This is a genomic window from Caulobacter sp. GW821-FHT10F06 (assembly GCF_058809215.1).
Map to the genome: position 1 here is coordinate 100,946 of NZ_JBXASK010000004.1, position 24,439 is coordinate 125,384.

Annotated in this window: 21 protein-coding genes; 5 read left to right on the plus strand and 16 right to left on the minus strand. The window is 67.7% G+C overall.

The annotated features are described in order from the left end of the window. Nucleotides 1–61: 61 nt before the first annotated feature. The 10 genes from flhA to AC1RUS_RS09895 form a co-directional block, all read right to left on the minus strand. A complete protein-coding gene (gene flhA / locus AC1RUS_RS09850; protein WP_492915511.1) occupies nucleotides 62–2,170 on the minus strand; it encodes a flagellar biosynthesis protein FlhA in 2,109 nt (702 codons plus the stop codon). A gap of 132 nt (nucleotides 2,171–2,302) precedes the next feature. Further along, nucleotides 2,303–3,670 carry a sigma-54-dependent transcriptional regulator FlbD gene (gene flbD / locus AC1RUS_RS09855; RefSeq protein ID WP_492915513.1) on the minus strand — a complete coding sequence of 456 codons (1,368 nt, stop codon included), beginning with the start codon at nucleotides 3,668–3,670 and terminating at the stop codon, nucleotides 2,303–2,305. A 27-nt stretch (nucleotides 3,671–3,697) separates the two neighbouring features. After that, nucleotides 3,698–4,033, minus strand: coding sequence for a flagellar motor switch protein FliN (gene fliN / locus AC1RUS_RS09860; RefSeq protein WP_492915515.1), 336 nt, complete (start codon nucleotides 4,031–4,033; stop codon nucleotides 3,698–3,700). A gap of 5 nt (nucleotides 4,034–4,038) precedes the next feature. Continuing rightward, the gene (locus AC1RUS_RS09865; protein ID WP_492915517.1) at nucleotides 4,039–4,686 is read right to left on the minus strand and encodes a FliH/SctL family protein; all 648 of its coding nucleotides are present in this window, start codon (nucleotides 4,684–4,686) and stop codon (nucleotides 4,039–4,041) included. A gap of 13 nt (nucleotides 4,687–4,699) precedes the next feature. Beyond that, nucleotides 4,700–5,722 carry a flagellar motor switch protein FliG gene (gene fliG / locus AC1RUS_RS09870; RefSeq protein WP_492915519.1) on the minus strand — a complete coding sequence of 341 codons (1,023 nt, stop codon included), beginning with the start codon at nucleotides 5,720–5,722 and terminating at the stop codon, nucleotides 4,700–4,702. Then, complete coding sequence (fliF, locus tag AC1RUS_RS09875) at nucleotides 5,722–7,371, minus strand: flagellar basal-body MS-ring/collar protein FliF (RefSeq protein ID WP_492915521.1); 1,650 nt, start codon at nucleotides 7,369–7,371, stop codon at nucleotides 5,722–5,724. The genes fliG and fliF overlap by 1 nt, the downstream gene beginning before the upstream one ends. Before the next feature lie 243 nt (nucleotides 7,372–7,614). After that, nucleotides 7,615–7,896 (minus strand): CtrA inhibitor SciP, encoded by a 282-nt coding sequence (sciP, locus tag AC1RUS_RS09880; RefSeq protein WP_062148715.1) that lies wholly within the window; start codon nucleotides 7,894–7,896, stop codon nucleotides 7,615–7,617. Between the two features lie 169 nt (nucleotides 7,897–8,065). After that, nucleotides 8,066–9,751, minus strand: coding sequence for a flagellar hook protein FlgE (gene flgE, locus AC1RUS_RS09885; RefSeq protein ID WP_492915524.1), 1,686 nt, complete (start codon nucleotides 9,749–9,751; stop codon nucleotides 8,066–8,068). Nucleotides 9,752–9,885: 134 nt separating this feature from the next. Next, complete coding sequence (locus tag AC1RUS_RS09890; RefSeq protein ID WP_492915526.1) at nucleotides 9,886–10,614, minus strand: flagellar hook assembly protein FlgD; 729 nt, start codon at nucleotides 10,612–10,614, stop codon at nucleotides 9,886–9,888. Between the two features lie 11 nt (nucleotides 10,615–10,625). Then, nucleotides 10,626–12,377, minus strand: a complete 1,752-nt coding sequence (locus tag AC1RUS_RS09895; protein ID WP_492915528.1) for a flagellar hook-length control protein FliK — start codon at nucleotides 12,375–12,377, stop codon at nucleotides 10,626–10,628. 404 nt (nucleotides 12,378–12,781) lie between these two features. Between AC1RUS_RS09895 and flgK the strand changes: the two genes are divergently transcribed. The 3 genes from flgK to mnmA are packed head-to-tail and all read left to right on the plus strand — an operon-like array spanning nucleotide 12,782 to nucleotide 17,071. Continuing rightward, nucleotides 12,782–14,893, plus strand: coding sequence for a flagellar hook-associated protein FlgK (gene flgK / locus AC1RUS_RS09900; protein ID WP_492915530.1), 2,112 nt, complete (start codon nucleotides 12,782–12,784; stop codon nucleotides 14,891–14,893). A 4-nt stretch (nucleotides 14,894–14,897) separates the two neighbouring features. After that, entirely contained in the window at nucleotides 14,898–15,821 is a 924-nt protein-coding gene (locus AC1RUS_RS09905; protein WP_492915532.1) for a flagellin, read from the plus strand. A 44-nt stretch (nucleotides 15,822–15,865) separates the two neighbouring features. Continuing rightward, complete coding sequence (mnmA, locus tag AC1RUS_RS09910) at nucleotides 15,866–17,071, plus strand: tRNA 2-thiouridine(34) synthase MnmA (RefSeq protein WP_492916282.1); 1,206 nt, start codon at nucleotides 15,866–15,868, stop codon at nucleotides 17,069–17,071. A 118-nt stretch (nucleotides 17,072–17,189) separates the two neighbouring features. On the opposite strand, the gene AC1RUS_RS09915 is transcribed toward mnmA, so the two are convergent. From AC1RUS_RS09915 to AC1RUS_RS09930, 4 genes are all read right to left on the minus strand, one after another. Then, nucleotides 17,190–17,444 (minus strand): hypothetical protein, encoded by a 255-nt coding sequence (locus tag AC1RUS_RS09915; protein WP_492915534.1) that lies wholly within the window; start codon nucleotides 17,442–17,444, stop codon nucleotides 17,190–17,192. Between the two features lie 89 nt (nucleotides 17,445–17,533). Further along, complete coding sequence (locus AC1RUS_RS09920; protein WP_492915536.1) at nucleotides 17,534–19,543, minus strand: putative bifunctional diguanylate cyclase/phosphodiesterase; 2,010 nt, start codon at nucleotides 19,541–19,543, stop codon at nucleotides 17,534–17,536. A 152-nt stretch (nucleotides 19,544–19,695) separates the two neighbouring features. Next, complete coding sequence (locus tag AC1RUS_RS09925) at nucleotides 19,696–19,938, minus strand: hypothetical protein (RefSeq protein ID WP_492915537.1); 243 nt, start codon at nucleotides 19,936–19,938, stop codon at nucleotides 19,696–19,698. Next, nucleotides 19,935–20,432 (minus strand): winged helix-turn-helix transcriptional regulator, encoded by a 498-nt coding sequence (locus tag AC1RUS_RS09930; RefSeq protein WP_492915539.1) that lies wholly within the window; start codon nucleotides 20,430–20,432, stop codon nucleotides 19,935–19,937. Before AC1RUS_RS09930 ends, AC1RUS_RS09925 begins: the two co-directional genes overlap by 4 nt. A 223-nt stretch (nucleotides 20,433–20,655) precedes the next feature. Between AC1RUS_RS09930 and AC1RUS_RS09935 the strand changes: the two genes are divergently transcribed. Beyond that, complete coding sequence (locus AC1RUS_RS09935; RefSeq protein WP_492915541.1) at nucleotides 20,656–21,840, plus strand: acetyl-CoA C-acyltransferase; 1,185 nt, start codon at nucleotides 20,656–20,658, stop codon at nucleotides 21,838–21,840. A gap of 151 nt (nucleotides 21,841–21,991) precedes the next feature. Continuing rightward, nucleotides 21,992–22,261 (plus strand): GNAT family N-acetyltransferase, encoded by a 270-nt coding sequence (locus AC1RUS_RS09940; protein WP_492915543.1) that lies wholly within the window; start codon nucleotides 21,992–21,994, stop codon nucleotides 22,259–22,261. On the opposite strand, the gene AC1RUS_RS09945 is transcribed toward AC1RUS_RS09940, so the two are convergent. Next, on the minus strand, nucleotides 22,262–23,650 hold the full coding sequence (locus AC1RUS_RS09945; RefSeq protein WP_492915545.1) for a M20/M25/M40 family metallo-hydrolase: 1,389 nt from the start codon (nucleotides 23,648–23,650) through the stop codon (nucleotides 22,262–22,264). Between the two features lie 183 nt (nucleotides 23,651–23,833). Continuing rightward, nucleotides 23,834–24,337: a winged helix-turn-helix transcriptional regulator gene (locus AC1RUS_RS09950; protein ID WP_492915548.1), complete on the minus strand. Its 504-nt coding sequence runs from the start codon at nucleotides 24,335–24,337 to the stop codon at nucleotides 23,834–23,836. Between the last annotated feature and the right edge of the window lie 102 nt (nucleotides 24,338–24,439).

The following is a 24,439-nucleotide window of genomic DNA, read 5'->3' on the forward strand; positions in this document are numbered from 1 at the left end:
GTTTCGTAAGCCCCAGCCCACAAAAGCTAACGTCGCCGCAACTTGAGAGTTCCGAGAAAGGCTACACCATCCCGACGGTCTTGAGCCGCGCGCGGGGGTGGATCTCGTTCTGGCTCATCACCACGGTCTGCCCCCGGAAGCGCTCGATGATCGAGCGGACATAGGGGCGGACGCCGGGGCTGGTCAGCAGCACGGCGGCCTCGCCCTGTAGGGCGGCGCGCTCGAACGCCTCGCGCACGCCGCGGATGAATTCCTGCAGGCGCGAGGGGGCCAGGGCCAGTTGCTTGTCGTCGCCGGGACCGATCAGGCTCTCGGCAAAGGCGTGCTCCCAGTCGGCCGACAGGGTGATGATCGGCAGGGCGCCGTCGTCGCCGCGATTGGCCCAGCACAGCTGGCGGGCCAGGCGGGCGCGGACCTGCTCGACCAGCTGGGTGACCGAGCTGGTGTGCGGGGCGGCCTCGCCGATGCCTTCCAGGATCTGCGGCAGGTCGCGGATCGAGACCCGCTCCTTGAGAAGGGCCTGCAGAACGCGCTGCACCGTCGTGGCGGTGGCCACCGACGGGATCAGGTCGTCGACCAGCTTCTTCTGGCCTTCCGGCAGTTCCTTCAGAAGCTTCTGCACTTCGGAATAGGACAGCAGGTCGGCCATGTTCTCCTTGAGGATCTCGGTCAGGTGCGTGGTCAGCACCGTGGCCGGATCGACGATGGTGTAGCCGCGGAAGGTGGCTTCCTCGCGCAGGTCGTCGGCCACCCAGGTGGCCGGCAGGCCGAAGGCCGGCTCGCGCACGTGCTCGCCGGGCAGCTCGACCTGGCCGCCGCGCGGGTCCATGGCCATCAGCATGCCCAGACGCACCTCGCCGGCGCCGGCTTCCATTTCCTTGATGCGGATCGCGTAGCCCTGATTGGCCAGGCGCATGTTGTCGAGGATGCGCACCGGCGGCATCACGAAGCCGAACTCGGTGGCCAGGGTCTTGCGCAGGGCGCGGATCTGGTCGGTCAGGCGGCGGCCGTCCAGGTCGTTGATCAGGGTCAGCAGACCGTAGCCCAGCTCGATCTTGACGTCGTCGATGGCCAGCGAGGCGCTGATCGGCTCCTCCTCGGGCTCGGCCGAGGCGTTGGCGGCCTCGGCGATCGCTGGATCCACGACCGCCGGCTTCTTGGCGTCGATCGAGCGGCGATAGGCCAGGAAGCCCGTGGCCAGCGACAGGGCGGCGAACGGGATGATCGGAATGCCCGGGATCAGGGCGATGACGCCGGCCGAGGCCGAGACCATGCCCAGGGCCACCGGATTCATCGACAGCTGCTTGGTCAGGGCGGCGTTGGCCGAGCCCTCGACGCCGGCCTTCGACACGACCATGCCGGCGGCGATCGATATGATTAGGGCCGGGATCTGGCTGACCAGGCCGTCGCCGATGGTCATGATGGTGTAGCTGGCCGAGGCCGCGCCGATCGGCATCTTGTGCTGCACGACGCCGATCAGGATGCCGCCGACGATGTTGATGCCGGTGATGATCAGGCCGGCGACGGCGTCGCCCTTCACGAACTTGCTGGCGCCGTCCATGGCCCCGAAGAAGGTCGATTCCTGCTCCAGGTCCTTGCGGCGCTGCTTGGCCATGTCCTGGTCGATCAGGCCGGTCGACAGGTCGGCGTCGATGGCCATCTGCTTGCCGGGCATGGCGTCCAGGGTGAAGCGGGCCGCGACTTCCGCGATCCGGCCCGAACCCTTGGTGACGACCATGAAGTTCACCACCACCAGGATGATGAACACGATCACGCCGATGACGAAGTTGCCCTGCATCATCAGGTTGCCGAACGCCTCGATGACGGCGCCGGCCCCGTGCGAGCCTTCCTGGCCGTGGCCGAGGATCAGGCGCGTCGAGGCGATGTTCAGGCCCAGACGATAGAGGGTGGCGACCAGCAGGACGGTCGGGAATGAGGTGAATTCCAGCGGCTTCTTGATCAGAACCGCGGTCATCAGGATCAGCACCGAGCCGGTCAGCGAGATCGCCAGCAGCAGGTCCAGCAGGAACGGCGGAACCGGCAGGATCAGCAGGACGATGATGCCCACGACGCCCAGCGCCAGGCCCATTTCGCCGCGCAGGATCCCCTCCCACATAGCCTTGGGGCTAGGGACGGACGAGGCGGTCTTGGGCAGGGCGGCGTCAGCCATTCAGTGCGTCGATCCCTAGAAGCGTTCTTCGCGCATGAAGCGATTTGCGCGTGGTCGCCAGTTCCTTAATGGAAATTATCCATGTTCGGCGCCGGACCGATGGTCGCGGCGCCGAGCAAGGATGTCGCAGTCCTAGGCGGCGGCTCCCACGCCGCCTTGCGGCGGCGGAACGGAGACGCCGGCGTCGCCGTATTCCTTGAGCTTGTTGCGCAGGGTGCGGATCGAAATGCCCAGGATGTTGGCCGCGTGGGTGCGGTTGCCCAGGCAGTGCTCCAGGGTGTCGATGATCAGGTGCTGCTCGACCTCGGCCACCGTCGAGCCGACAAAGGCGCGGGTGGCGGCGTCGGCGGCCATCTGGGCGCCGCGGGCGACCTGGACATCGGGGTTGGGCGCCATCGGCTGGCCGTCTGGCAGGCGGATGGCGAATTCCTCGATCTCCGCGCCGCTCGACAGCAGCACCGCGCGGTGCATCGCGTTCTCCAGCTCGCGGACGTTGCCCGGCCAGCGGTGGCCGACCAGGCGGCGCTTGGCCTCGGCCGAGATCGGCTTTTCCTGCACGCCGTTGGCGGCCGAGTACTTCTTCACGAAGAACTCGCACAGGCTCAGCACGTCGGCCGGACGCTCGCGCAGCGGCGGCAGGCGCAGGTTCACGACGTTCAGGCGATAGAGCAGGTCTTCGCGGAACGTGCCGTCCTTCACCGCCTGGGTCAGGTCGCGGTTGGAGGTGGCCAGGATGCGGATGTCGACCTTGACCGGCTTCTGGCCGCCGACGCGGTCGATCTCGCGCTCCTGGATGGCGCGCAGCAGCTTGGCCTGCAGGCGCACGTCCATTTCCGAGATTTCGTCCAGAAGCAGGGTGCCGCCGTTGGCTTCCTCGAACTTGCCGATGCGGCGGGCCATGGCGCCGGTGAAGGCGCCCTTCTCGTGACCGAACAGCTCGCTTTCCAGCAGGTTCTCGGGGATGGCGGCGCAGTTGACGCTGATGAACGGAGCCTTGGCGCGGCGCGACTTGCCGTGGAGGTAACGGGCCATCACCTCCTTGCCCGAGCCGCTTTCGCCGGTGATCAGGATCGAGGCGTCGGACGGCGCGACCTGATCGGCCAAGCGGATGACGCTTTCCATCGACGGATCGCGGACGATCATCGGGCGCTCGTCGTCGGTGACGGCGGCCAGCACCGCGGCGATCAGCTCAGCGTCCGGCGGCAGCGGGATGAACTCCTTGGCCCCAGCCTTGATGGCGCCGGCCGCGCGCATCGGATCGGCGTCGACGCCGCAGGCCACCACCGGCACCCGGATCCGCTCGGCCTCGTTGGCCGCGATCAGGGCCCCGATGTCGAGCGAGTACTCGACCATCAGCAGGTCCGCGCCCTGGCCAGCGCGCAGGGCGTGGGTCGCCTGCTCGATGGATTCAACGTGCGAGACCTTGGCGCCCGTGTTCATCGCCATCTTCACGGCGACGGAGAGCTGTCCGTTCAGTTTACCAACGACGAGAAGCCGCATGTTCTTGTTCTCCTTGACGCGTCAGGCTCAGCCCGCCGCGTCGCCGTCCTTGATGATTTCCGTCATGGTCACGCCCAGGCGCTCGTCGACGACGACCACCTCGCCCCGGGCCACCAGCCGGTTGTTCACATAGATGTCGATCGCCTCGCCGACCTTGCGGTCCAGCTCGAGGATGCTGCCGTTGCCCAGCTGCAGTAGCTGGGCGACCGACATGTGGGCGCGTCCGAGGACGGCCGAGATATTGACGGGAACGTCGAACACCGGCGCCAGGTCGGAGGCGATCTTGTCGGACAGCTCCACCGGCATTTCGGAGGCGAGCATCTGCCCGCTGAATTCGTCGAGGGTGAGATTGTCTTCGGCCATGGTGATCAGCCTTCGCTAGCGGGAAGCAGGGGTTCGGCGTGTAGTCCTTCGGCGGCGATCGCCGCCTCGAGGGCTTCGACCACCCGTTGGGTGGCCTGGTCCGGGTCGAAGGCCGCGCGGCCGTCGCCCCAGTCGAATGTGAAGGCGGCGGGCGCCATGGCGTCGCCGCGGGCGACGATCTGACCCGGGAAGCCGATCGCGTGGGCGGTCTCCTCCAGCGCGGCCTGGACCCGCTCGACCAGGTCGTGGGCGACCCGCACGGTGATGCGCGGCTGGGCCTCGACCTCGCGCGCCAGGGCCACCAGGGCCGCAGAGGCCGGCGCTTCAGGGAAGCGCTCCAGGGCGGCGTCGGCGATCTTGCGGCCGGCGGCCAGGGCCAGCATGGCCGAGCCCGAACGATGTTCGTGGGCCACGGCGATCAGGGTCGAGAAGGCCTCGCGCACCGCGCCGGCGACATCGCCCAGGGCGTTGGCCGCGTGCTGTTCGGCGCGGGCCACAGCCGAGCGCTCGCCCTGCGAATAGGCCTCGGCCTTGGCGGCCTCGACCTCTTCGGGGGTGAAGCTGCGCTTCGGACGCGGCGGAGGCTCGCGCATGCCGCCGTGATCGTCGAACACGGTGTCGAAGGCGAAGCGGCGGTGGGGAATGTCGTTCATGCTGCCATCTCCCCTAGTAGATCAGCTCGTCGTCGCTGCCCGAACCGGCCAGCATGATCTCGCCCTTGGCGGCCAGGTCCTTGGCGACCTGGACCATGGCGACCTGGGCCTGGTCGACGTCCTTCAGACGCACCGGGCCCATGCTCTCCATGTCTTCGCGCATGATCTTCGAGGCGCGTTCGGACATGTTGGAGAAGAACATCTCGCGCAGCTTGTCCGAGGCGCCCTTCAGGGCCAGGGCCAGCTGCTCCTTGCCGGTGGCGCGCAGCAGGGTCTGGACGCCGCCCGGGTCGAGCTTCGAGAGATCCTCGAAGACGAACATCAGGGCGCGGATCCGCTCGGCGGCCTCTCGGTTGCGCTCTTCCAGCGCGGCGATGAAGCGGGCTTCGGTCTGGCGGTCGAAGTTGTTGAAGATCTCGGCCATCATCTCGTGGCTGTCGCGCTTGGACGTGCGCGCCAGATTCGACATGAATTCGGTGCGCAGGGTCTGCTCGATCTTGTCGAGGATCTCGCGCTGCACCGGCTCCATCCGCAGCATGCGGGTCACGCATTCCAGGGCGAAGTCCTCCGGCAGCGAGGCCAGCACGCGCGCGGCGTGGTCGGACTTCACCTTGGACAGCACCACGGCGACGGTCTGCGGGTATTCGTTCTTCAGGTAGTTGGCGAGCACCGCCTCGTTCACGTTGCCCAGCTTGTCCCACATGGTTCGACCCGCCGGACCGCGGATCTCTTCCATCAGCTGGTCGACCTTGTCCTGGGGCATGAACGAGGCCAGCAGGCGCTGGGTCTGCTCGTACGACCCCATGATCGCGCCCGTCGAGCTCATGCCCGAGACGAACTCGACCAGCAGCTCCTCGACGACGGACGCCGAGACCGTGCCGAGGCCGGCCATGGCCTGGGAGACTTCCTTGATCTCCTCGTCGTCCAGGGCTTCCCAGATGCGGGTATGGTCTTCGCCAAGCGACAGCAGGACGATCGCGGCCTTTTCCGGACCGGCGAGTTTGCTGACATCGTTGACGGCGGCTTTCATGGCCATCAGTTCGACTCGTGCAGCCAGGTGCGCAGGATGGCCACCGATTCATCGGGATGCTTGTCGACGAACTCGGAGACCCGCTTGATCGACGAGGCCTTAACCTGCCCCTCGATCTTGGCGATGTCGATACGCTGGTCGATGTCGGCGCCGCCGGAAGGACCGGCGATGGCGATCGGCTCGCCCGACTGGTCGATGATGACTTCCTGGGTCGAGCCGTCCGACAGGGTGACCATGCGGGTCACGGCCGGCACGCCTGCGCTCTGATTGGCGCCTTGCGACATCATGCTCTTCAGGAACGGGCGGACCGCGAAGACCAGGATCATGATGGCGACGACCGCCAGGATGCCCAGTTCGACCATGCGCATGATGTCGTTCTTGTCGAAGCCCGACAGCAGGCCGGCCTTGCCTAGGGCCTGATCCTCGGGCTGCGGGAAGCGGATGTTGGTCACCTTGACCTGGTCGCCGCGGGCGGCGTCGAAGCCGACGGCGGTCTTGACCAGCTCTTCCAGCTGGGCGCGCTCCTGCTCGGTGCGCGGCGTGTAGGCGCCCGGCTTGCCGTCCTTGCCCGGAGGGGCGGTGACGCCGTCGATGGCCACGGCCACGGCCAGCTTCTTGATGGTGCCCGGCTCGGTGACCTCGGTGCGGACTGACTTCGAGATCTCGTAGTTGGTGACGCTCTCGTTGCTGCCCGACTTGGAGCCCAGCGCCTGGAAGCCGCCGGGCGCGCCGCCCGGGACGTTCTGGGTCGCCGAGACCGTGCTGGTGTCGTCGTTCTTGGTTTCGCTGTTGTTGGCCTCGTTGGTGCTTTCCGAGCGAACCACCTGGCCATCCGGATCGAACTTTTCTTCCTGGACGGTGACGCGGTTCAGGTCGAGTTCGGCGGTGACGTTGACGCGGGCCTTGCCCGGGCCGAGCACGCCTTCGACCATGTCCTTGACGGTCTTGGAGATGCGGGCTTCGACCTCGGACTTGCGGTCCTGGGCCAGTTGGCCGGCCAGGCTCTCGTCGGTCGAGGCCGACAGGGTCTTGCCGTGTTGGTCGATGACGCTGACCTTTTCCGGCTTCATGCCGGCGACCGAGCCGGCCACCAGGTTCTGGACGGCGCGGACCATGTCCGACGACGCTTCGCGACCGCCGGTGGCGATGGTGACGGCGGCCGACGGCTGCTCGGCGTCTTCCTCGAAGATCTGGCGCTTGGGCAGCACCAGGTGGACGCGGACGCTGTTGACGCCCTGCCAGCCCTTGATGGTGCGCTCCAGCTCGCCCTGCAGGGCGCGCTGGCGGTTCAGCTGCTGAACGAAATCGGTCTGGCCCAGCGCGTTGTTGCTGTCGAAGATCTCGTAGCCGATCGAGCCGGAGGTCACGAGACCCTTGCCGGCGATCAGCAGGCGGGCCGAGGCGACCTTGTCGCGCGGCACCATGATGGTCGAACCATCGCCCTTGGTCTCGTACTTCACGCCGGCCTGATCCAGAGCCTGGGTGACCGAGGAGGCTTCCTTCAGGTCGAGGTTGGAATACAGGAGCTCGCTCGGCTCCTTGCCCATGTACATGGTCAGGGCGACGAGAATGGCGACAACGCCGGCGCCGACACCCACCAGAGCGGCGAGCCGGCCGACGCCGAACCTCTGTATCGCGCTCAGAAAGCTATCCACTAAGGCCAATCCCCCAGAAAGCGAACCCCGATCGGGGGAACACGCAACGGCTGCCGGGAGGCGTCCGTCGCTAGGCAGGATTTACCCAGTTCAAGGTAAACGACACGTTTACAAATCGGCCTCCGAAGGCCTCGCCAAAGCGCCAAAACGTCGCGGCCGCGCCCCTTTCGGAGCGCGGCCGCTGAACGTCTTCGAGAGCTTTTCCGGCCGCTGGGCGACCGAAAACCCAGCACCGCTAAGGGTTTAGCGGTACTGCTGGAGCCGGGTGGTCCGCAGACCCGCCAGTCCGTGCTTGTCGATCGACTGTTGCCAATTGAGGAACTCCTCATTGGTCAACTTGTAACGATCACACGCCTCGTCGAGCGAGAGGAGACCACCGCGAACGGCGGCCACCACCTCGGCCTTGCGCCGGATCACCCAACGCTGGGTTTCCGGAGGCGGCAAGTCGGAGAGAGTAAGGGGCGCACCGGTCGGACCGATAACGTACTTCTCACCCCGGCTGTTCGTGCGCTGCTGCTGCAACATGGCTTTACGCCTTTCCCACAACCATCACTGTTGAAGGTGACTATAGGCGCCGCTCAATAACATCGGCTTAATTCCAATAGTAAAGAAAGGCCTAAACACCTGGCTTCTCCCGTAAGTCTTTAGTGTGCCGATGTGGAACACGTGTATTAAACCCAGTTAAGACCTATGATCAGCGCTTAATGCTCAGGAGTTCTTCAAGCATTTGGTCTGCGGTCGTGATGATCTTCGACGAGGCGGAGTACGCCCGTTGCGTGGTGATCAGGCCGGTAAACTCAGTCGACAGATCAACAGTCGAGGCTTCGAGCGTCGAAGGCGCGATGGAACCGGCGCCGCCTTGGCCTGGAGTCTTCAGGCTGTAGGTGCCGCTTTCGTTGGTGACGCGGTAAGCGTTGCCGTTCACGCCCTTCAGGCCGTTGGCGTTCGAGAAGGTGGCGACGGCGACCTGGGCGATCCGGCGGGTGACGCCGTTGTCGAAGATCGCCGAGACATAACCTTCGTCATCGACTTCGATGTTGGTCAGGTTGCCGAAGGCGGTGCCGTTGGTGTTGACCGACTGCACGACCGATTGGCTGTTGTACTGGGTCAGGCCGCCGGCGGCGTTGGCCAGGTCGATCTGGATGGTCTGGCTGTCGATGCCCAGGCCGTCGGCCCAGCGGGGAGCCGCGGTGACCACGTTGGGATCCGAAGCGCCCACGGTGATCGAGCTGGGGTTGGTGCCGCCGAACAGGTTGCCGACGCTGGACAGCTTGCCGTCCGTGGTGAAGGTCACCAGGCCCGAGCTGATCAGGCCGTTGGCGACGTTGTCCAGGTCGCCCGGCTTGGCGCGCAGTTCGGCGTACCACTGGTTGGGCACGTTGCTCTTCAGCAGCGACAGGGTGACCGTGCGCTGGCCGCCCTTGGAGTCGGAGACCGGAACCTGGATCTCGAAGTCCGGCTTCACGCCCGTGGTGTTGTCCAGGGCGTAGTCCGACATCGAGTTGGTGGCGACGTCGTACATGTTGCCGGTCTGCAGGTCGGTCGCGGTGTCCAGACCCAGGGCCGCGGCGGTGACGGTGGGCGTGCCCGCGCCGGTGCCGGAGACGTCGATCGGCGCGGTGGCCATGATGCCGGTGCCCGAGACGAACGCGCCGCCCGCGCCGGCGGCGTAGGTCGCCGTGCCGGTGCCGACCACGGCGTTGCCCTTCTTGATCTCGACGTCATAGACATTGGCGGTCGTCGTCGGCGAGTACGACACGGTGTAGGCGGCGGTGCCAGCGGCCGAGTCGGTGACCGACGGCTTGCTGACGCCGAACTTCACCTGGGCCGACAGCGGCTGCTCCGAGCGCAGGTTGGCGTTGACGGCCGCGCGGGTGGTCTTCTCGGCCGTGCCGCCGACGGTGCCGACGTTGATCGAGGACAGCTGGGTCAGGTCCGACGGGTCGGGCGTGATGTCGCCGGTCACCGGATCGGCCAGCCAGCCTTGCAGATAGAGGCCGGCGTCGTTCTTCAGATAGCCCAGGTTGTCCAGCTGGAACGAACCGGCGCGGGTGAACGAGCGGGTGTCGGTGGCCGTCAGGCCTTCCGGCTTTTCGGTGCCGACGAAGAAGCCGGCGCCGGCGATCGACAGATCCAGGTTCGACGTCGTCGACTGGGTCAGGCCCTGCTGGGTCACGAACTGGTGGGTCAGCGACTTGACGCCGCCGGCGCTGTAGGTGGCGTTCTTGCTCTGCGAGGTGACCAGGGTCGAGAAGTTGGCCTGGGTGCGCTTGTAGCCGACCGTGTTGACGTTCGCGATGTTGTCCGAGATCGCGGCCAGGGCGGACGAGTTGGCGATGAGGCCCGAGACGCCCGAAAGCATGGCGCTGTTGATGCTCATGACGAAATTCCTGCGTTGAATGTCAAATGACTGAGGGGTTCAGCGCGGTTTGCGTTTGGGCTCTGCAGGAACCGTTCCTGGGGAGAGCCGCGTCGGCGTCATTCTGACGCCCGGTTCATCGGGTGGAGCGGTCGCTAGGCTGCGGCCGAGGTGTCGGTGTTCGTGGCGGTATTGGTGTTGTTGTTGGCGGCCGGCGGGTTGGTGACGCCGATCACGGAGTCGAGCGCGACCTGGGTGCCGTTGATGGTGACCATGGTCTTGCCGGTGGAGTTGTCGATGGCGGTGACGATGCCCTGGATGCGGCCGGCGGACTTCGTGGTGATCGCCTTGCCGTCCGCGCCCGCGGCCGTGACCTTGAGCGTGTAGGCGCCGCCGTCGGCGAGCTGGGCGCCGCTGTCGTCCTTGCCGTCCCACACATAGGTGTGGTCGCCGCTCTTCATGTCTTCCGGGGTGATCGTGCGGACGACCTTGCCGGCGGCGTTGGTGATCTCGAGCTTCTCGGTGCTCGCCGCGCCGGCCTGGTTGTAGACGAAGGTCGCCGACTTATCCTTCAGGGTCGAGGTCGTGGTCTCGGCCGTGACCAGCTTGTCCATCATGCCCACGGCTTCGGACAGGCCCGAGCCGGTGTTCATGCCGACCAGGGCGGCCAGCAGGTCGTTGGTGACCAGCTGCTGCTCGACGCCCGTCATCGAAGTGATCTGGGCGGTCATCTGGGTCGTGTCCGTCGGGGACAGCGGATCCTGGTTCTTCAGCTGCGTGGTCAGCAGCTTCAGGAACGTCTGCTCATTGTTGGCGAGCGACGTGCGCGAGTTGTTGATCTTGTCGAGGACCGAGGTGCCCGAGGTAGCGGTCGTGGTGGTCATGACGCGAGCCTCTAGATGCGAATGTCCAGACCGCTGTCGTTGGCCATGCGAAGGCCCGGCAGCAGGTCCGAGGGGGAAAGGATGATCGGTTCGTCGTTCAGGGCGGCCTGGAAGGCCTTGCCCGTGAAGGCGCGACGGCTGTCGCCGCCCTCGCCGAAGTTGAAGAAGGCGTTCTGGCCGTTCTGATTGCCGCCCTGGCTCGACACGTCGAAGCTCAGGGCGTTGTCGGCGACCGTGAAGCCGGCCTGCGACAGCGCCTGGCGCAGTTCGGCCGACTTGCCGCGCAGTTCGGCCGCCGCCTGGGCGGTGTCGAAGTTCAGGTGGGCGGTCAGGGCGCCGCGCGCGATCTCGATGCGCACGTCGACCTTGCCCAGGCCTTCCGGCGTCAGGGCGACGTCGAAGCGGGTGGTCTTGGCGTCTAGCTTCTTGAGGATGTCGGCCGACAGCTTGGCCACCGTTTCCGGCGAACCGCGCACCTCGGCGGGGCTTTGCGGCGTGACGGCGGCGTTGGCGGCGATCGGGTTCGACGGGGTCGAGATCACCGGCGCGTCGGTCTTGGGCGCGACATCGGTCGAGGCGCCCAGCAGCTCGGCCGACGCCTGGCCCTGATCGCCCTTGCCGCTGTCGCCCTTGCCCGAACCGGCCTGGTCGGCCAGGGCGGCGGCCTGGACGGCCACGGTGCTGACCGGAACGGCGTCGCCGGTGGCGGCGGCCTTGGGGTCGGCCTGGGTCGAGGTCGAGACAGCGATCTTGACCGGAGTTTCGGCGGCGGCCTGGGCGGCGACGGGCGCGGCGGCCTCGGCGGCGAGCGGCGCGCTGTCGACGACGGCGGAGTCGACCACGACCGGAGCCTCGGCGACCGGGGCGGCGACCTCGGCGACGACGGCGGCCAGCGGCGCGGCGACGGGCGCATCGACGACCGGGGCGGCGACGGGCTCGGCGGTCTTGGTCTGGGCCTGGACGATCGGCTTGGCGGCCGGAGCGGCCATGTCGACGACCTCGGGAACCGCCAGCAGGGCTTCCTGCGGGATCTCGATCTCGGCGGTCTCGACCGGCGCGGCGACGGGCGCCTCGACCTTGGCCTGGGCGATCGGAGCGGCGACGACGGCCGGCGTCTTGACCGGCTGAGCCGGAGCGGTGTCGGCGGCGACGGTCGGCGCGGCCAGCAGGCTGGCGTCGACCGGGGAAGCTTGGACCGGAGCGGTGTCGGCGGTCGCGTCGGCCAGGGCGGCGGCGGCCGCGGCGGCCAGGTCGCCCGTGGCGGGGACCTCGACTTGCACGGCGACGTCCTGGGCGGCGTCGCCGACGGCGACCGGGGTCGGCTCGGCTTGCGGCATCATCGCCGCGACCAGCGCGGCGGCGGCCAGGGCGGCGGCGTCGGCCTGACCAGCGGCGGCGGCGGCGTCAGCGTCATCGGCGTCGTCCGCAGCGGCGTCGCCGGCCTTGGTCGCGTCGGTTTTGGCGCCGGCGGCCTTGGCGAGGATCGCCTTGGCGGCGGCGGCGTCGACCGCATCGCCCTTGTCAGCGTTCTTGGCGGCGTCGGCGCGATCGGCGGCTTTGTCGGCGGCGGCGGCGGTCGCGTCCTTGGCCGCGCTCTTTACAGGAGCGCTCTTGGCCGGGGCGTTGCGGGCCGGAGCGGCCGGCGCGTCATCCTCCGCCGTCACGACGGAGAGCAGCGCGTCGAAGCCGTCCGCACCCTGGCCGCCGGCAGCCGGGGTCGGGCTGACGGGAGAAGGAGCGGTGGTGGCGGCGATCACGGTCATTCGTGGTCCGAGCTCATCGAGGGCGACGGTTCATGACGAACACGTCTGGGTTCGGACCTCCTTCAGCAACCGTCGGGCCAACTCGCATTTATTGCGATATGTGTCTGTATTTATTGCGTTTAATGTCTTGTTTACGGGTTGAATCCGCGCCCTTTGTGGCGCTTTTTGCCGAGTCGATCGGGGTTCGAAGGGCTCTGCTTGCCGCGTCGCCCCGCCGCGCCCCCACTTGGCGCCCTCCTTGCGCAATGGTTCTTGCCGAATAACCGGCGAACGGAACCGAATGCCATGAATTTCAATGGCTTAGCACATTTCGAGGGTTACAACCCCTCCCCCGCCCGGCAAGTTTCGCCGGGCAAGGGCGCCCTGTGCGGTTCGCGGATTGCCGAGCGCGCCGGAGACGACGCATGTCATTGAACGCCATCATGAGTACGGCGAACTCGGGGATGCAGGCGGCCCAGACGGGCCTCCGCGTCGTCTCCGACAACATCGCCAACGTCAATACGCCGGGGTACGTCCGCAAGACGGTCAGCCAGTCCAACCTGATCTCCAATGGGATGGGCGTGGGCGTCAATATCGACGCAATCAAGCGCGCCACCGACCGCTTCCTGCAGTCGGCCAGCCTGAACGCCGTGTCCGACTCCAGCCGCGCCTCCGCGCTGGCCACGGCGATGGACAACGCCCAGGATCTGTTCGGCGACCCCAGCGGCGACAACAGCTACTTCTCGACCCTGGACAGCATCCTGTCGGCCTTCTCGTCGGCCTCGGATGATCCGTCCTCGACCCTGCTGCGCAGCCAGGCCCTGACCCGCGTCGACGACTTCCTCAGCGAGTCCAGCCGGATCACCTCCTCGCTCTCGAGCATGGGCAAGGACGCCGACAACCGCATCTCGACCGATGTCGACCGCGTCAACGACCTGCTCAAGCAGATCAACACGCTGAACTCCGACATCACCCGCGCCAAGGTGGCCGGCGCCGACGCCACAGGCTCGGAGAACGTCCAGAGCGGCCTGATCGACGAGCTGTCGACGCTGATGAACATCCAGGTCAGCCAGCGCAGCAACGGCGGCGTCATGGTGCGCTCGACCGAGGGCCTGGCCCTGGCCGGCGACGGCGCGGCCGTGGTCTCCTACCAGAAGTCCAGCACGGCGACCGGCTTCCTGCAGGTCATCCAGGCCAACGGCTCCGACACGCCCGTGGCCCTGAACATCTCCAGCGGCGAACTGAAGGGCCTGCTGGACCTGCGCAACACCGAGCTGCCAGCCCTGACCGACCAGCTGGGCGAGTTCGTCTCGCGCGCCGCCGAGGAGCTGAACCGCGCCTCGAACGCCGCCTCGTCGGTGCCCGCGCCCAACACCATGGCCGGCCGCAACACCGGCCTGGACGAAGCGACCGCGCTGGACCACTTCACCGGCAAGACGACGATCGCCATCACCGACTCCTCGGGCGTCATCCAGCGCCGGGTCGACATCGACTTCGACGCCGGCACGATGACCGTGAACGGCGCGGCCGGCCCGACCTTCAGCAACACCGACTTCATCGCCCAGCTGAACACGGCCCTGGGCGGCCAGGGCTCGGCCTCGTTCAGCAACGGCGTGATGACCCTGAACGCCTCGTCCGGCAACGGCGTGGCCATCGCCGACGACGCGACCAACCCGTCCAGCAAGGCCGGCAAGGGCTTCAGCCAGTTCTTCGGCCTCAACGACATCATCCAGTCGAACGGCTACTCGCCGTACGAGACCGGCCTGACCGCCAGCGACCCGCACGGCTTCACGCCCGGCGACGTCATCAGCCTGCGCCTGACCGATGTGGAAGGCGGCCGCATCCGCGACGTCAACATCGCCGTCCCGGCCGGCGGCACGATGCAGGACCTGCTGGACTCGCTGAACGCCCGCAACGGCGGCGTCGGCGTCTATGGCACCTTCGCGCTCGACGCCAAGGGCCAGATGAACTTCACCTCTTACAACGGCTCGCCGGTGACCCTGTCGGTGGTGTCCGACGACACCGAGCGGGGCACGGGCGGTCCTTCGATCACCGAGCTGTTCGGCGTGGGCCCCACCGAGCGCAGCACGCGCGGCGAGCGGTTCTCCGTCAACACCCTGATGGAGCAGAACCCCGCCAAGCTGCCGTTCGCCAAGCTGGATCTGACGGCCGCCGCCGGCAAGCCGTCGCTGTCGGTCGGCGACGGCCGCGGGGCCCTGGGCCTGGCCAAGGCCGGCGACACCACCTTGAAGTTCTCGGCGGCGGGCGGCCAGGCGGCCTCCACCACCAGCCTGCTGCGCTACGCGGCGGACTTCGGCGGCCTGATCGCCCGCAAGGCGGCCGCGGCCGAAAGCGCCAAGGACTCCACCGCCTCGGTCGCCCTCGAGGTCCAGACCCAGCGCCAGGCGCAGGAGGGGGTCAATCTCGACGAAGAGCTGATCAACCTCACCACCTACCAACAGGCGTTCAACGCCTCCGCCCGCCTGATCCAGGCCACCAAGGACATGTTCGACGTCCTGACCAATATCGTGGGCTAATCCGATGACCCGTGTCTCCACCGGCTCCAACTACAACGTCATGACCAGCAATCTGATGCGGGCGCAGATCCGCCAGAACACCATCGGCGAGCAGGTCTCCAGCCAGAAGATCGCCAGCGATCTGAAGGGGTACGCCAAGAACGCCGAGGTCCTGACCGGCATGCGCAGCGCGCAGGCCAAGATCGACGGCCTGCTGGACCAGACCAAGCTGGTCTCCAACCGCCTGGACATGCAGGAGACCGGCATCAACCAGCTGGCCGACTCCGCCAAGTCGGCGCGCGAGGCGATCGCCAACGCCATGGCGGCCGGCAACGCCCAGACGCTGATGCAGCAGTTGCAGGCCTCGTTCGGCGACGCTGTGCAGGGGCTCAACACCAAGTCCAACGGCAAGTACGTGTTCGGCGGCGCCCAGACGGACATCCCGCCGACCTCGGCCACGACCATGGCCGACCTGACCGCCGCGGCGGCCACCTCGGACCTGTTCCACAACGACGACTACGTGCAGACCAGCCGCATCGACGAGCAGACGTCGGTGAAGGTCGGCGTGCTGGCCGACGACCTGGGCACCGGCGTCTTCGACGCGTTCAAGCAGGTCCAGGCCTTCGTCGACGCCAACGGCCCGTTCACCGGCAACCTGACCGACACCCAGACCCAGTTCCTCAAGGGCATGCTGGGCACGTTCGACACCGCCTATACCGGCGTGGTCACCGAGCAGGGCAAGAACGGCCTGGTCCAGAAGCGCTTCGAGTCCGCCCAGGTCGACCTGCAGGACCAGGCCGACACCCTGACCGGCATGGTCGGCGGCATCGTCGATGTCGACATGGCCGAGGCGGTCACCAAGCTGCAGGCCGCCCAGCTGGCCGTGCAGGCTTCGGCCCAGGTGTTCTCGACCCTGCAGGCTTCTTCGCTGCTGAACGTCCTGAAATAGGGCCAAACCTCGCAAATCCGGCTCCGAGGGGCTATATGGCCGCGATGGACGCCGATCTCGCCCTCTCTTCGCCCGCCGCCGAAGCCGCCCTGTCCGACCGCGCGGTCGAGACGGCGCGCCAGGCCGTCGGCCTGCCTGCCGGCGCGCGGGTGGTGGTGGCGATGTCCGGCGGCGTGGATTCCACCGTCACCGCCGCCCTGCTGCATCGCGCCGGCTACGACGTCGTCGGCGTCACCCTGCAGCTCTACGACCACGGCGCGGCGATCTCGAAGAAGGGCGCCTGCTGCGCGGGCCAGGACATCCTGGACGCCCGCATGGCCGCCGAGCGCATCGGCATCCCGCACTACGTGCTGGACTACGAAAGCCGCTTCAAGGAGCAGGTGATCGAGGAGTTCGCCGACGCCTATCTGCGCGGCGAGACGCCGATCCCGTGCGTGCGCTGCAACCAGACCGTCAAGTTCCGTGATCTTCTGGACGTCGCCCGCGACCTGGGCGCCGAGGCGATGGCGACGGGGCACTACGTCCAGCGCGGCATGTCGGGCAACCGGCCGCAACTGCGCCGGGCCGGCGATCCGTCCAAGGACCAGAGCTATTTCCTGTTCGCCACCACGCGCGACCAGCTGGACTTCCTGCGCTTCCCGCTGGGCGACATGCCCAAGAGCGAGGTGCGTCGCGTCGCCGCCGAGCTGGGCCTGGCCATCGCCGACAAGCCCGACAGCCAGGACATCTGCTTCGTGCCCGAGGGCAAGTACACCACGGTGATCGACCGCATTCGCCCGCAAGGCGCCCTGCCCGGCGAGATCGTCCACATGGACGGCCGGGTGCTGGGCAACCACGAGGGCGTCACCCGCTACACGATCGGCCAGCGTCGGGGCCTCAACGTCGCCGTCGGCGATCCGCTGTTCGTCACCCGCCTGGACGCCGACAAGCGCCAGGTGATCGTCGGTCCGCGCGAGGCGCTGCTGACGGCCTCGCTGGTGCTGAAGGAAGGCAACTGGCTGGGCGGCCAGGACAGCCTGGAAGAGGCCGCGCAGGCCGGCCAGCCGGTGCTGGCCCGCGTCCGCTCGACCCGCGAACCCGTGCCGGGGCGTCTGGCGATGGTCGACGGCGACCTGCGCGTGGTGTTCGACACCCACGAGGAAGGCGTCGCGCCCGGCCAGGCCTGCGTGCTCTACGATCCCGCCGACCCCGACCGCGTGCTGGGCGGCGGCTTCATCGCCTCGACCGTGCGGGCGGAGCTGGCGGTCTAGGCGCTCCGTCGGAGCATGATCCTCGCCCTTCGACAGGCTCAGGGTGAGGATCAGATCAAGCGTCGCAGTCGAACCTCATCCTGAGCCTGTCGAAGGACAAGGATCGTCAGCGCCGACGTCAGTTCGGCTTGGGCTTGGCCATCTCGGGATGGCTGAACAGCACCATCTCCGGTCCGTTGACGAAGCCGTCCTTGTTGGTGTCGGCCTTGGCGAAATCGGCTGGCGCGTTGCCGAACTTCACCCATTCGGCCTTGTCGATCTTCTGGTCCTTGTTGGTGTCGGCCGGGTGGATGAACTTGCCGGGCGCAGCCAGGCTGGCGCTGGCGGCGCCCAAGGTCGAGACGGCGGCCAGGGCGAGGACGAAGAGACGCATGACGGAGGTCCTGTCTGTGATCGGGACCTGCAAAGTGACCCCGCGCCGTGACGGAAAGACGGCGGCCGCGTCACCGAGCGGCAACACCCCTACCCCAGCCCCTGCAACCCGTCCTCGTCGAACCAGATCCGGGCGGCGCGTTGGGCGGCGCTGAGCTTGGCGTCGCGCTGGGCGATGGCGCGGCTGGTTTCCTCGCCCAGATATTCGGCCACGAAGCTGGCCGGCATCGGGCGGGCGAAGTGGTAGCCCTGCATGACGACGCCGCCCAGCGAGGCCACCTTGTCGAGCTGCTCCTGGGTCTCCACGCCCTCGACGATGCAGTCGATGCGCAGGTTGCGGCACAGCTCCAGCACCGTCTTGACGATGTCCTCGCTGGCCCGGTGGTGCTCGATGTCGGAGATGAAGCTGGCGTCGATCTTCAGCTTGTCCAGCGGCAGCAGCCGCACGTGGCTGAGGCTGGAATGGCCGGTGCCGAAATCGTCCAGGGCGGTGTGGACACCCAGGGCGTGGAAGGTCATCAGCGCGGCGCGGGCCTGGTCAAAGTCGCAGACGATGGCCGTCTCGGTGATCTCGAAATCGATGCGGTGCGGGGCGACGTGGCTGGCCAGCACGATGTCGACGATGCGACTGACGGTCTCCATCGAGGCGATGTCGCGGGCCGACAGGTTGATCGACACCCGCATGTCCATCGGCCAGGTCCGCACGGCGGCCAAGGCCTTGGCGACCAGCACGCAGGTGATCTCGGTGATCTGGCCCGAGCGCTCGGCGGCGTTGATGAACACGCTGGGCGGCACCTCGCCCAGCTCGGGACTGGACCAGCGGGCGAGGGCCTCGAAGGCCACGGTGCGCTTGGCGGCGGTGTCGATGATCGGCTGGAAGTGGATGTGCATCTCCGCCTCCAGGTCGGCGCGGCGCAGGGCCTGCTCGACCCGGCCCAGCTCGCGGATGTCGGCCTCGTGGCGCTCGTCGAACACCACCGCCGAGCCCTTCAGGCTCTGCTTGGCGTGATAGAGGGCGTAGTCGGCGCGCTCGAACAGCTGCTCGCTGGTCTGGCCGCCAGTGGGATAGGCGCAGAAACCGATCGAGCCGCCGATCTGGGCGGTGACGCCCGGCAGGCGATAGGGCGCGCGCAGCAGCTCACACAGGTCGCGGCCCAGGCGTCGCATGCCCTCGGCCGACATCGGCGCGTCGATGATCAGGCCGAACTCGTCGCCGCCCAGGCGCGCGGCGAACAGCGGCGGCGAGGCGAAGCTCTGCAGACGGCGGCCCACCTCGACCAGCAGCCGATCGCCCGTGGCGTGGCCGAAGGCGTCGTTGACCGGCTTGAAGCCGTCCAGATCGATGACGCCGACCACCAGGCTGCGCTTGTCGCGCTTGACCCGGGTCATCTCGGCGTCGAGTTCGGTGAAGAAGCGGCGGCGGTTGGGCAAGCCCGTCAGGCTGTCCAGATTGGCCAGACGGTCGTTCTCGTCCGACAGCTGCTGGGCCTGGACGGCCTTCTCGATCAAGGCCCCGCGCGACTCCACCAGGTCGGCGAATTCCTTGTAGTGGGTCAGCAGGATGACGATCATCACCGCGGCCACCACCACCACGTTCATCGCGATGGCCTGGAACACCGGCTGGCCGGTCAGGGCGAAGAAGGCCGTCATCGGGCCCAGCACCAGCAGGGTGACGATCAGGGCGGCGGCCCGGATGTGCATCAGGCAGAAGATGCAGGCGATCACGGTGATGGCCATGTAGAAAGCCACGTGAGCCTTCTGGTAGGCGTCGCCATAGGCGTACAGCGAAAGCGACCAGGCCGTGAAGGCCACGGCCATGACGGCGGCCGAGCCGAGCGTGCCGCCCAGCATCTTGGAGGCGCGCTCCAGGGTCATGACCTGGTTGCGCAGGCTCCACCAGCCCAGCATCCGCCAGCTGCTGGCCAAGGTCAGGATCAGCGGCCCGCTGATGGTCAGGGCCTTGGGCGCGGAGTTGAAATGGGTCAGGGCCAGGGCGACGGCGTTGACCAGCACCACGACGTACATCATCGGCACCTGACGCGAGAAGGCTGTGGCCTGCGCGATCAGAAGCTCTGGCCGCTCCTGCTGGATCGCGAACATGTTCGCGATTCTTCTGAGCATGGTCATCTATGGCGTCCCCCAGATCGAGCTACTGTAGGGAGCCAAGAACTAAATATTTGGTAAGCTCAACTGGACCTGAAAAACGAAGGTTTTCAATTAGACCACCTTGGTCGTGTGCAGAAACGGGGCCGTCAGGGGACCGATTTCACCTCATCGAGGCCGTCCGCCATCTCGTCGAAGGTCATGCCGATCTTGAACAGGCAGTAGCCGGTCTCGTCGACCAGGCGCGCCACGTCGGGGTTGGTGTCGGCCCGTTCGCGGGCGATCGTGAAGCGCCAGTCCTCGGCCTTGGCTTCCGCCGGAAAGGCCGCGCCCGCCGCCGTCACCAGCCGGAAGGCCGGCCGGGCGCGGTGGACGTGGAAGCGGTAGCTCATTCGGCGGCGATCTTCACCGCTTCCAGGGCCTCGCCGACCGTCAGCGGATCGTCGTGGACCACGCGGCTGAGGTCGCGGCCGTCGACCACCTCACCGCAGGCCTCGCAGGCGATGCGCGGGTGGAAGTCGCAGCCGCAGCCCTTGTGCACGAAGTGCACCGGACCCTTGCCGACGCCATAGACGTGCTGGTCGCCCCACTCGGCCATGGTCAGCAGCACCGGCGAAAGGGCCCGCCCCTTGGCGGTCAGCACATATTCCTGGCGCGGCGGACGCTCCGAATAGCGCCGGGCCTCCATCACGCCGTGGCTCACCAGGCTCTTGAGTCGCGCGGCCAGGACGTTGCGGGCCACGCCCAGGCGCTCCTGCCACTGCTCGAAGCGCTTCACCCCGACGAAGGCGTCGCGGAGGATCAGCAAGGTCCACGGATCGCCCACGACCTCGAGGGTGGCGGCGATGCTGCAGCGTTCGTTCGTATAGTCGGCGGTGCGGCCCATTTGCGGAGGTTGAGGCGTTCCGCGAGGGAAAGCAAGAGAGCGTTGCGTTTGAGGATGAACGGTACTAGGTTTTTTATCACAACTGACTCTCTCGGTTGCGACTTGGAAGGCGGCGGCCGACGATCCGCTCGTCACGTCGCCTCCCCTTTGCGCAAACCGCTTGCGCATCGATGCGCCGTCAGGGCCTATTCCGCCCCGAATTCATCAAATCCGGAGACCGTCTATGTCCGCCGATCCCGTCGTCATCGTCTCGTTCGCCCGCACGCCGATGGGCGGCTTCCAGGGCGCGCTGGGCGGGGTCAAGGCGACCGAGCTGGGCGCGACCGCCGTAAAGGCGGCGATCGAACGGGCCCGCGTCTCGGGCGATCTGGTGGAGCAGATCATCATGGGCTGCGTGCTGCCCGCCGGCCTTGGCCAAGCCCCGGCGCGTCAGGCGGCGATCGGCGCGGGCTTGCCCAAGTCGGTCGAGGCCACGACGGTCAACAAGATGTGCGGCAGCGGCATGCAGGCCGCCATCATGGCCCATGACGCCCTGGCGGCCGGCAGCGCCGAGATCATCGTGGCCGGCGGCATGGAGAGCATGACCGGCGCGCCCTACCTGATGACCAAGCACCGGGGCGGGGCCCGCATCGGCCACGACCAGATGTGGGACAGCATGTACCTCGACGGTCTCGAGGACGCCTATACGCCCGGCAAGCTGATGGGGGCCTTCGCCGAGGATTCGGCGGCGACCTACCAGTTCAGCCGCGAGGCCATGGATGACTACGCCACCAAAGGCCTGATGAAGGCCAAGGCCGCCATCGAGGGCGGGGCCTTCAAGGCCGAGATCACGCCCGTCACCGTCGTCACCCGCAAGGGGACCGAGGTCGTCGAGCAGGACGAGCAGCCGCTGAAGGCCGATCCCGCCAAGATTCCGACCCTGCGCCCGGCCTTCAGCCGCGACGGCGGCATCACGGCGGCCAACAGCTCCTCGATCAGCGACGGCGCGGCGGCCCTGGTCATGACCCGCGAGAGCGTCGCCAAGCGCCTGGGCCTGCCGATCGTCGCCCGCGTGGTCAGCCACGCCGCCCACGCCCACGAGCCGGGCCTCTTCACCACCGCCCCCGTGCCGGCCATGAAGAAGGCGCTGAAGAAGGCCGGCTGGGACGTCGCCGAGGTCGACCTGTGGGAGGTCAACGAAGCCTTCGCCGTGGTGGCGATGATCGCCCAGCAGGAGCTGGGCTTCGCGCCGGAGAAACTGAACGTCAACGGCGGCGCCTGCGCGCTGGGCCATCCGATCGGCGCGTCCGGCGCGCGGATCCTGTGCACCCTGATCTCGGCGCTACAGGCCCGGGGCGGCAAGAAGGGTGTCGCCAGCCTGTGTATCGGCGGCGGCGAGGCCACGGCGATGGCGGTGGAGCTGGTCTAGCCACAAAAGATGCTCCCCCTTTGGGGGAGCTGTCGCGGAGCGACTGAGGGGGTCCTCAACAGTCTAGGCCGGAGAGGACCCCCTCCGGCCCTTTGGGCCACCTTCCCCAAAGGGGGAGGATCATATTCAGCGATCCAGGCGTTCCCTCACCATGACCGACACCTTCCGACACAACCCCGAACTGAGCCGCTATGAGCTCGAAGTCGACGGCCTGCTGGCCTTCGCCGACTATCAGCGCAGCGGCCACCGCCTGGTGATCCCGCATGTCGAGGCCGATCCCGCCCTGCGCGGCAAGGGCGCGGCGGGACGACTGATGGAGCAGGTCGCCAGCACGGCGCGCAGCGAAGGCATGCGGATCACTCCGCTCTGCTCCTACGCCGCCGCCTGGCTGAAGCGGAACGATCCGGACCTCGTCGCCTAGCTATTTGGCCGGGGCCGGCGCGGGCGCCGGCGGCGGGCTCTCGAACGATCCGGCCGGTCCCGGGAACACCACCGGGCTCTCCCAGCCGTCGGCCGTGACCGACGAGACGCCGAAGAACCAGTCGTCGATCACCACGTCCTTCAGCGTCGTCGCGGTTCCGGTCGGAACCCAGCGGCTGAAGCGCCAGGTCGGCTCGGTCGTGCCGCGCCACCACACCCGATGCCCCGCCGCGCCCGGCGTCGCCGTCCACGAGACCTTGGTGTCAGGGCTTACCGCACCCTCGATCTTGACGCCCTGCGGCGGCGTCGGGGCCGAGGCCAGCGAGGCCATGGCCACCGCGTTCAGCCGCGTGACCTGGGCCAGATAGGCGAAGTCGACACCCTCGATCACGTCGCCATAGGGCTTGCCGTTCTCGGTGCGCAGATTCTGGTGCTGGCGGTCGTAGTTCTCGGCCGCTTCGGTCACCCGCACCGCCGGATAGCCGGCTTCCAGCAGCGGCACCTGGTCGCCGCCCCGGCCGTAGCGGTCGGTGCGATAGACCATCACCACGTCGAAATTGGTCAGGTAGCGGTCTGCCAGGCCGTCCAGGTAGCGGGCCAGGTTGCGCGAGGGGCTGTCGACCTCGCCGCCGTTATAGCGCCGGCCGTTGGCCTGCTCGGGCGTCTCGACCGCCTTCGTGCCTTCGGAGAACACTCGCACCTGGGTGTTGTTGATCACCCCGCTCTGACCGTGGCTGTTGCCGACGATGTCGTTGTTGAGGTCGGCCTCGACCTTCCAGCCGTTGGCCTTGGCATAGTTGGCCAGGACCTTGCCGCCCAGCAGGCCCTGCTCCTCGCCCGACAGGGCCGCGAACACCAGGGTGGCGGGGAACTTGTGCTTGGAGAGGATCCGCGCCGCCTCGATCACGGCGGCCACGCCCGAGGCGTCGTCATTGGCGCCTGGAGCGTCGCTGGTGAAGTCCATGACGTCGGTCACGCGGCTGTCCAGGTGGCCGGCGATGATGATCACCCGGTCCGGATCGCTAGTGCCTTTCTGGATGGCCAGGACGTCCATCACTTCGGTGGGGTTCGGCACGCGGCGACCGGTCACCGTCTCGGACGGCGTCTCGATGGTCAGGCAGCCGCCGCAGTCCTTGCTGATCGTCTCGAACCGGGTCTTCACCCATCGCCGGGCCGCGCCGATGCCGCGCGTGTCCGACTTGGTGTCCGACAGGGTGTGACGGGTGCCGAAGCCCACCAGCGAGCGGATCGTGCTCTCCAGCGCCTTGGCGTCGACATCGGCGGCGATCACCCGCAGCACCGGCTGATCGGTCGAAGGCGCGGGCGTCTCGGCGGCGAGCACGGGAGAAGCCAGGAACAGGCCGGCGGCGAGGACGAGGGGCAGACGCATGGCGACTCCGGGAAAACCGAGGGCCGGACGTTGCCGCCAGCTTGGGCATTGAGCAAGGGCCTTGCGCGCAACGCCCCCGCACAATCCTTGTCATCCCGGCTGAAGAGCCGGGACCGCCGGAAGCTCGGAGTATGCCGTGGTCCCGGGTCTCCGCTGCGCTGCGCCCGGGATGACAAGTCCTAGCTAGATCGCCACCTTCCGTCGCTCCGCCAGGAACGCCATGCGCTCCAGCGTGTCCGGTCTGGCCGACGGTCCCGCCGCCAGGGTGAAGTGCTCGGGCCCGATCGGCTTGCCGCTGACCTTGTCGACCAGGATCGGCTCGGCCGCCGCGCCGGTCTGCACGTCGACCAGCTGGCTGGCCACGCCCTCGGGGAAGAAGTGGCGGTTGCCGAAGGCCAGCATGGCGCTGAGCACCGGCAGGAAGTCGCGGCCCATCGGCGTCAGCAGATACTCGAACCTGGGCGGCCGCTCCTGGTAGCGGCGCTTCTCGATCAGCCCGTTTTCGACAAGACCGGCCAGGCGCTTGGTCAGGATATTGGGCGCGACCCCCAGGCTTTTCTCGAACTGGTCGAAGCGGGTCAGGCCATGAAACGCGTCACGCAGGATCAGCAGCGTCCAGCCGTCGCCCACGCGATCCAGCGTGCGGCCGACGGGACATTGGGTGGGCGGGCGTTGCGAACTGGCCATGAAAGAAAAATAGGGCAGTCACTTGCGATTAGCAAGTTACCTCCCAGTTATCGTTCACGCCGGACCGATAGGGCCTCGGCAAACTTCTCAGGGACTATCCAG

Bases quoted from the DNA above. Each gene is read 5' to 3' on its own strand.
- flhA (WP_492915511.1), bottom strand. From the start codon at position 2,170: ATGGCTGACGCCGCCCTGCCCAAGACCGCCTCGTCCGTCCCTAGCCCC.
- flbD (WP_492915513.1), bottom strand. From the start codon at position 3,670: ATGCGGCTTCTCGTCGTTGGTAAACTGAACGGACAGCTCTCCGTCGCC.
- fliN (WP_492915515.1), bottom strand. From the start codon at position 4,033: ATGGCCGAAGACAATCTCACCCTCGACGAATTCAGCGGGCAGATGCTC.
- AC1RUS_RS09865 (WP_492915517.1), bottom strand. From the start codon at position 4,686: ATGAACGACATTCCCCACCGCCGCTTCGCCTTCGACACCGTGTTCGAC.
- fliG (WP_492915519.1), bottom strand. From the start codon at position 5,722: ATGGCCATGAAAGCCGCCGTCAACGATGTCAGCAAACTCGCCGGTCCG.
- sciP (WP_062148715.1), bottom strand. From the start codon at position 7,896: ATGTTGCAGCAGCAGCGCACGAACAGCCGGGGTGAGAAGTACGTTATC.
- flgE (WP_492915524.1), bottom strand. From the start codon at position 9,751: ATGAGCATCAACAGCGCCATGCTTTCGGGCGTCTCGGGCCTCATCGCC.
- AC1RUS_RS09890 (WP_492915526.1), bottom strand. From the start codon at position 10,614: ATGACCACCACGACCGCTACCTCGGGCACCTCGGTCCTCGACAAGATC.
- AC1RUS_RS09895 (WP_492915528.1), bottom strand. From the start codon at position 12,377: ATGACCGTGATCGCCGCCACCACCGCTCCTTCTCCCGTCAGCCCGACC.
- flgK (WP_492915530.1), top strand. From the start codon at position 12,782: ATGTCATTGAACGCCATCATGAGTACGGCGAACTCGGGGATGCAGGCG.
- AC1RUS_RS09905 (WP_492915532.1), top strand. From the start codon at position 14,898: ATGACCCGTGTCTCCACCGGCTCCAACTACAACGTCATGACCAGCAAT.
- mnmA (WP_492916282.1), top strand. From the start codon at position 15,866: ATGGACGCCGATCTCGCCCTCTCTTCGCCCGCCGCCGAAGCCGCCCTG.
- AC1RUS_RS09915 (WP_492915534.1), bottom strand. From the start codon at position 17,444: ATGCGTCTCTTCGTCCTCGCCCTGGCCGCCGTCTCGACCTTGGGCGCC.
- AC1RUS_RS09920 (WP_492915536.1), bottom strand. From the start codon at position 19,543: ATGTTCGCGATCCAGCAGGAGCGGCCAGAGCTTCTGATCGCGCAGGCC.
- AC1RUS_RS09925 (WP_492915537.1), bottom strand. From the start codon at position 19,938: ATGAGCTACCGCTTCCACGTCCACCGCGCCCGGCCGGCCTTCCGGCTG.
- AC1RUS_RS09930 (WP_492915539.1), bottom strand. From the start codon at position 20,432: ATGGGCCGCACCGCCGACTATACGAACGAACGCTGCAGCATCGCCGCC.
- AC1RUS_RS09935 (WP_492915541.1), top strand. From the start codon at position 20,656: ATGTCCGCCGATCCCGTCGTCATCGTCTCGTTCGCCCGCACGCCGATG.
- AC1RUS_RS09940 (WP_492915543.1), top strand. From the start codon at position 21,992: ATGACCGACACCTTCCGACACAACCCCGAACTGAGCCGCTATGAGCTC.
- AC1RUS_RS09945 (WP_492915545.1), bottom strand. From the start codon at position 23,650: ATGCGTCTGCCCCTCGTCCTCGCCGCCGGCCTGTTCCTGGCTTCTCCC.
- AC1RUS_RS09950 (WP_492915548.1), bottom strand. From the start codon at position 24,337: ATGGCCAGTTCGCAACGCCCGCCCACCCAATGTCCCGTCGGCCGCACG.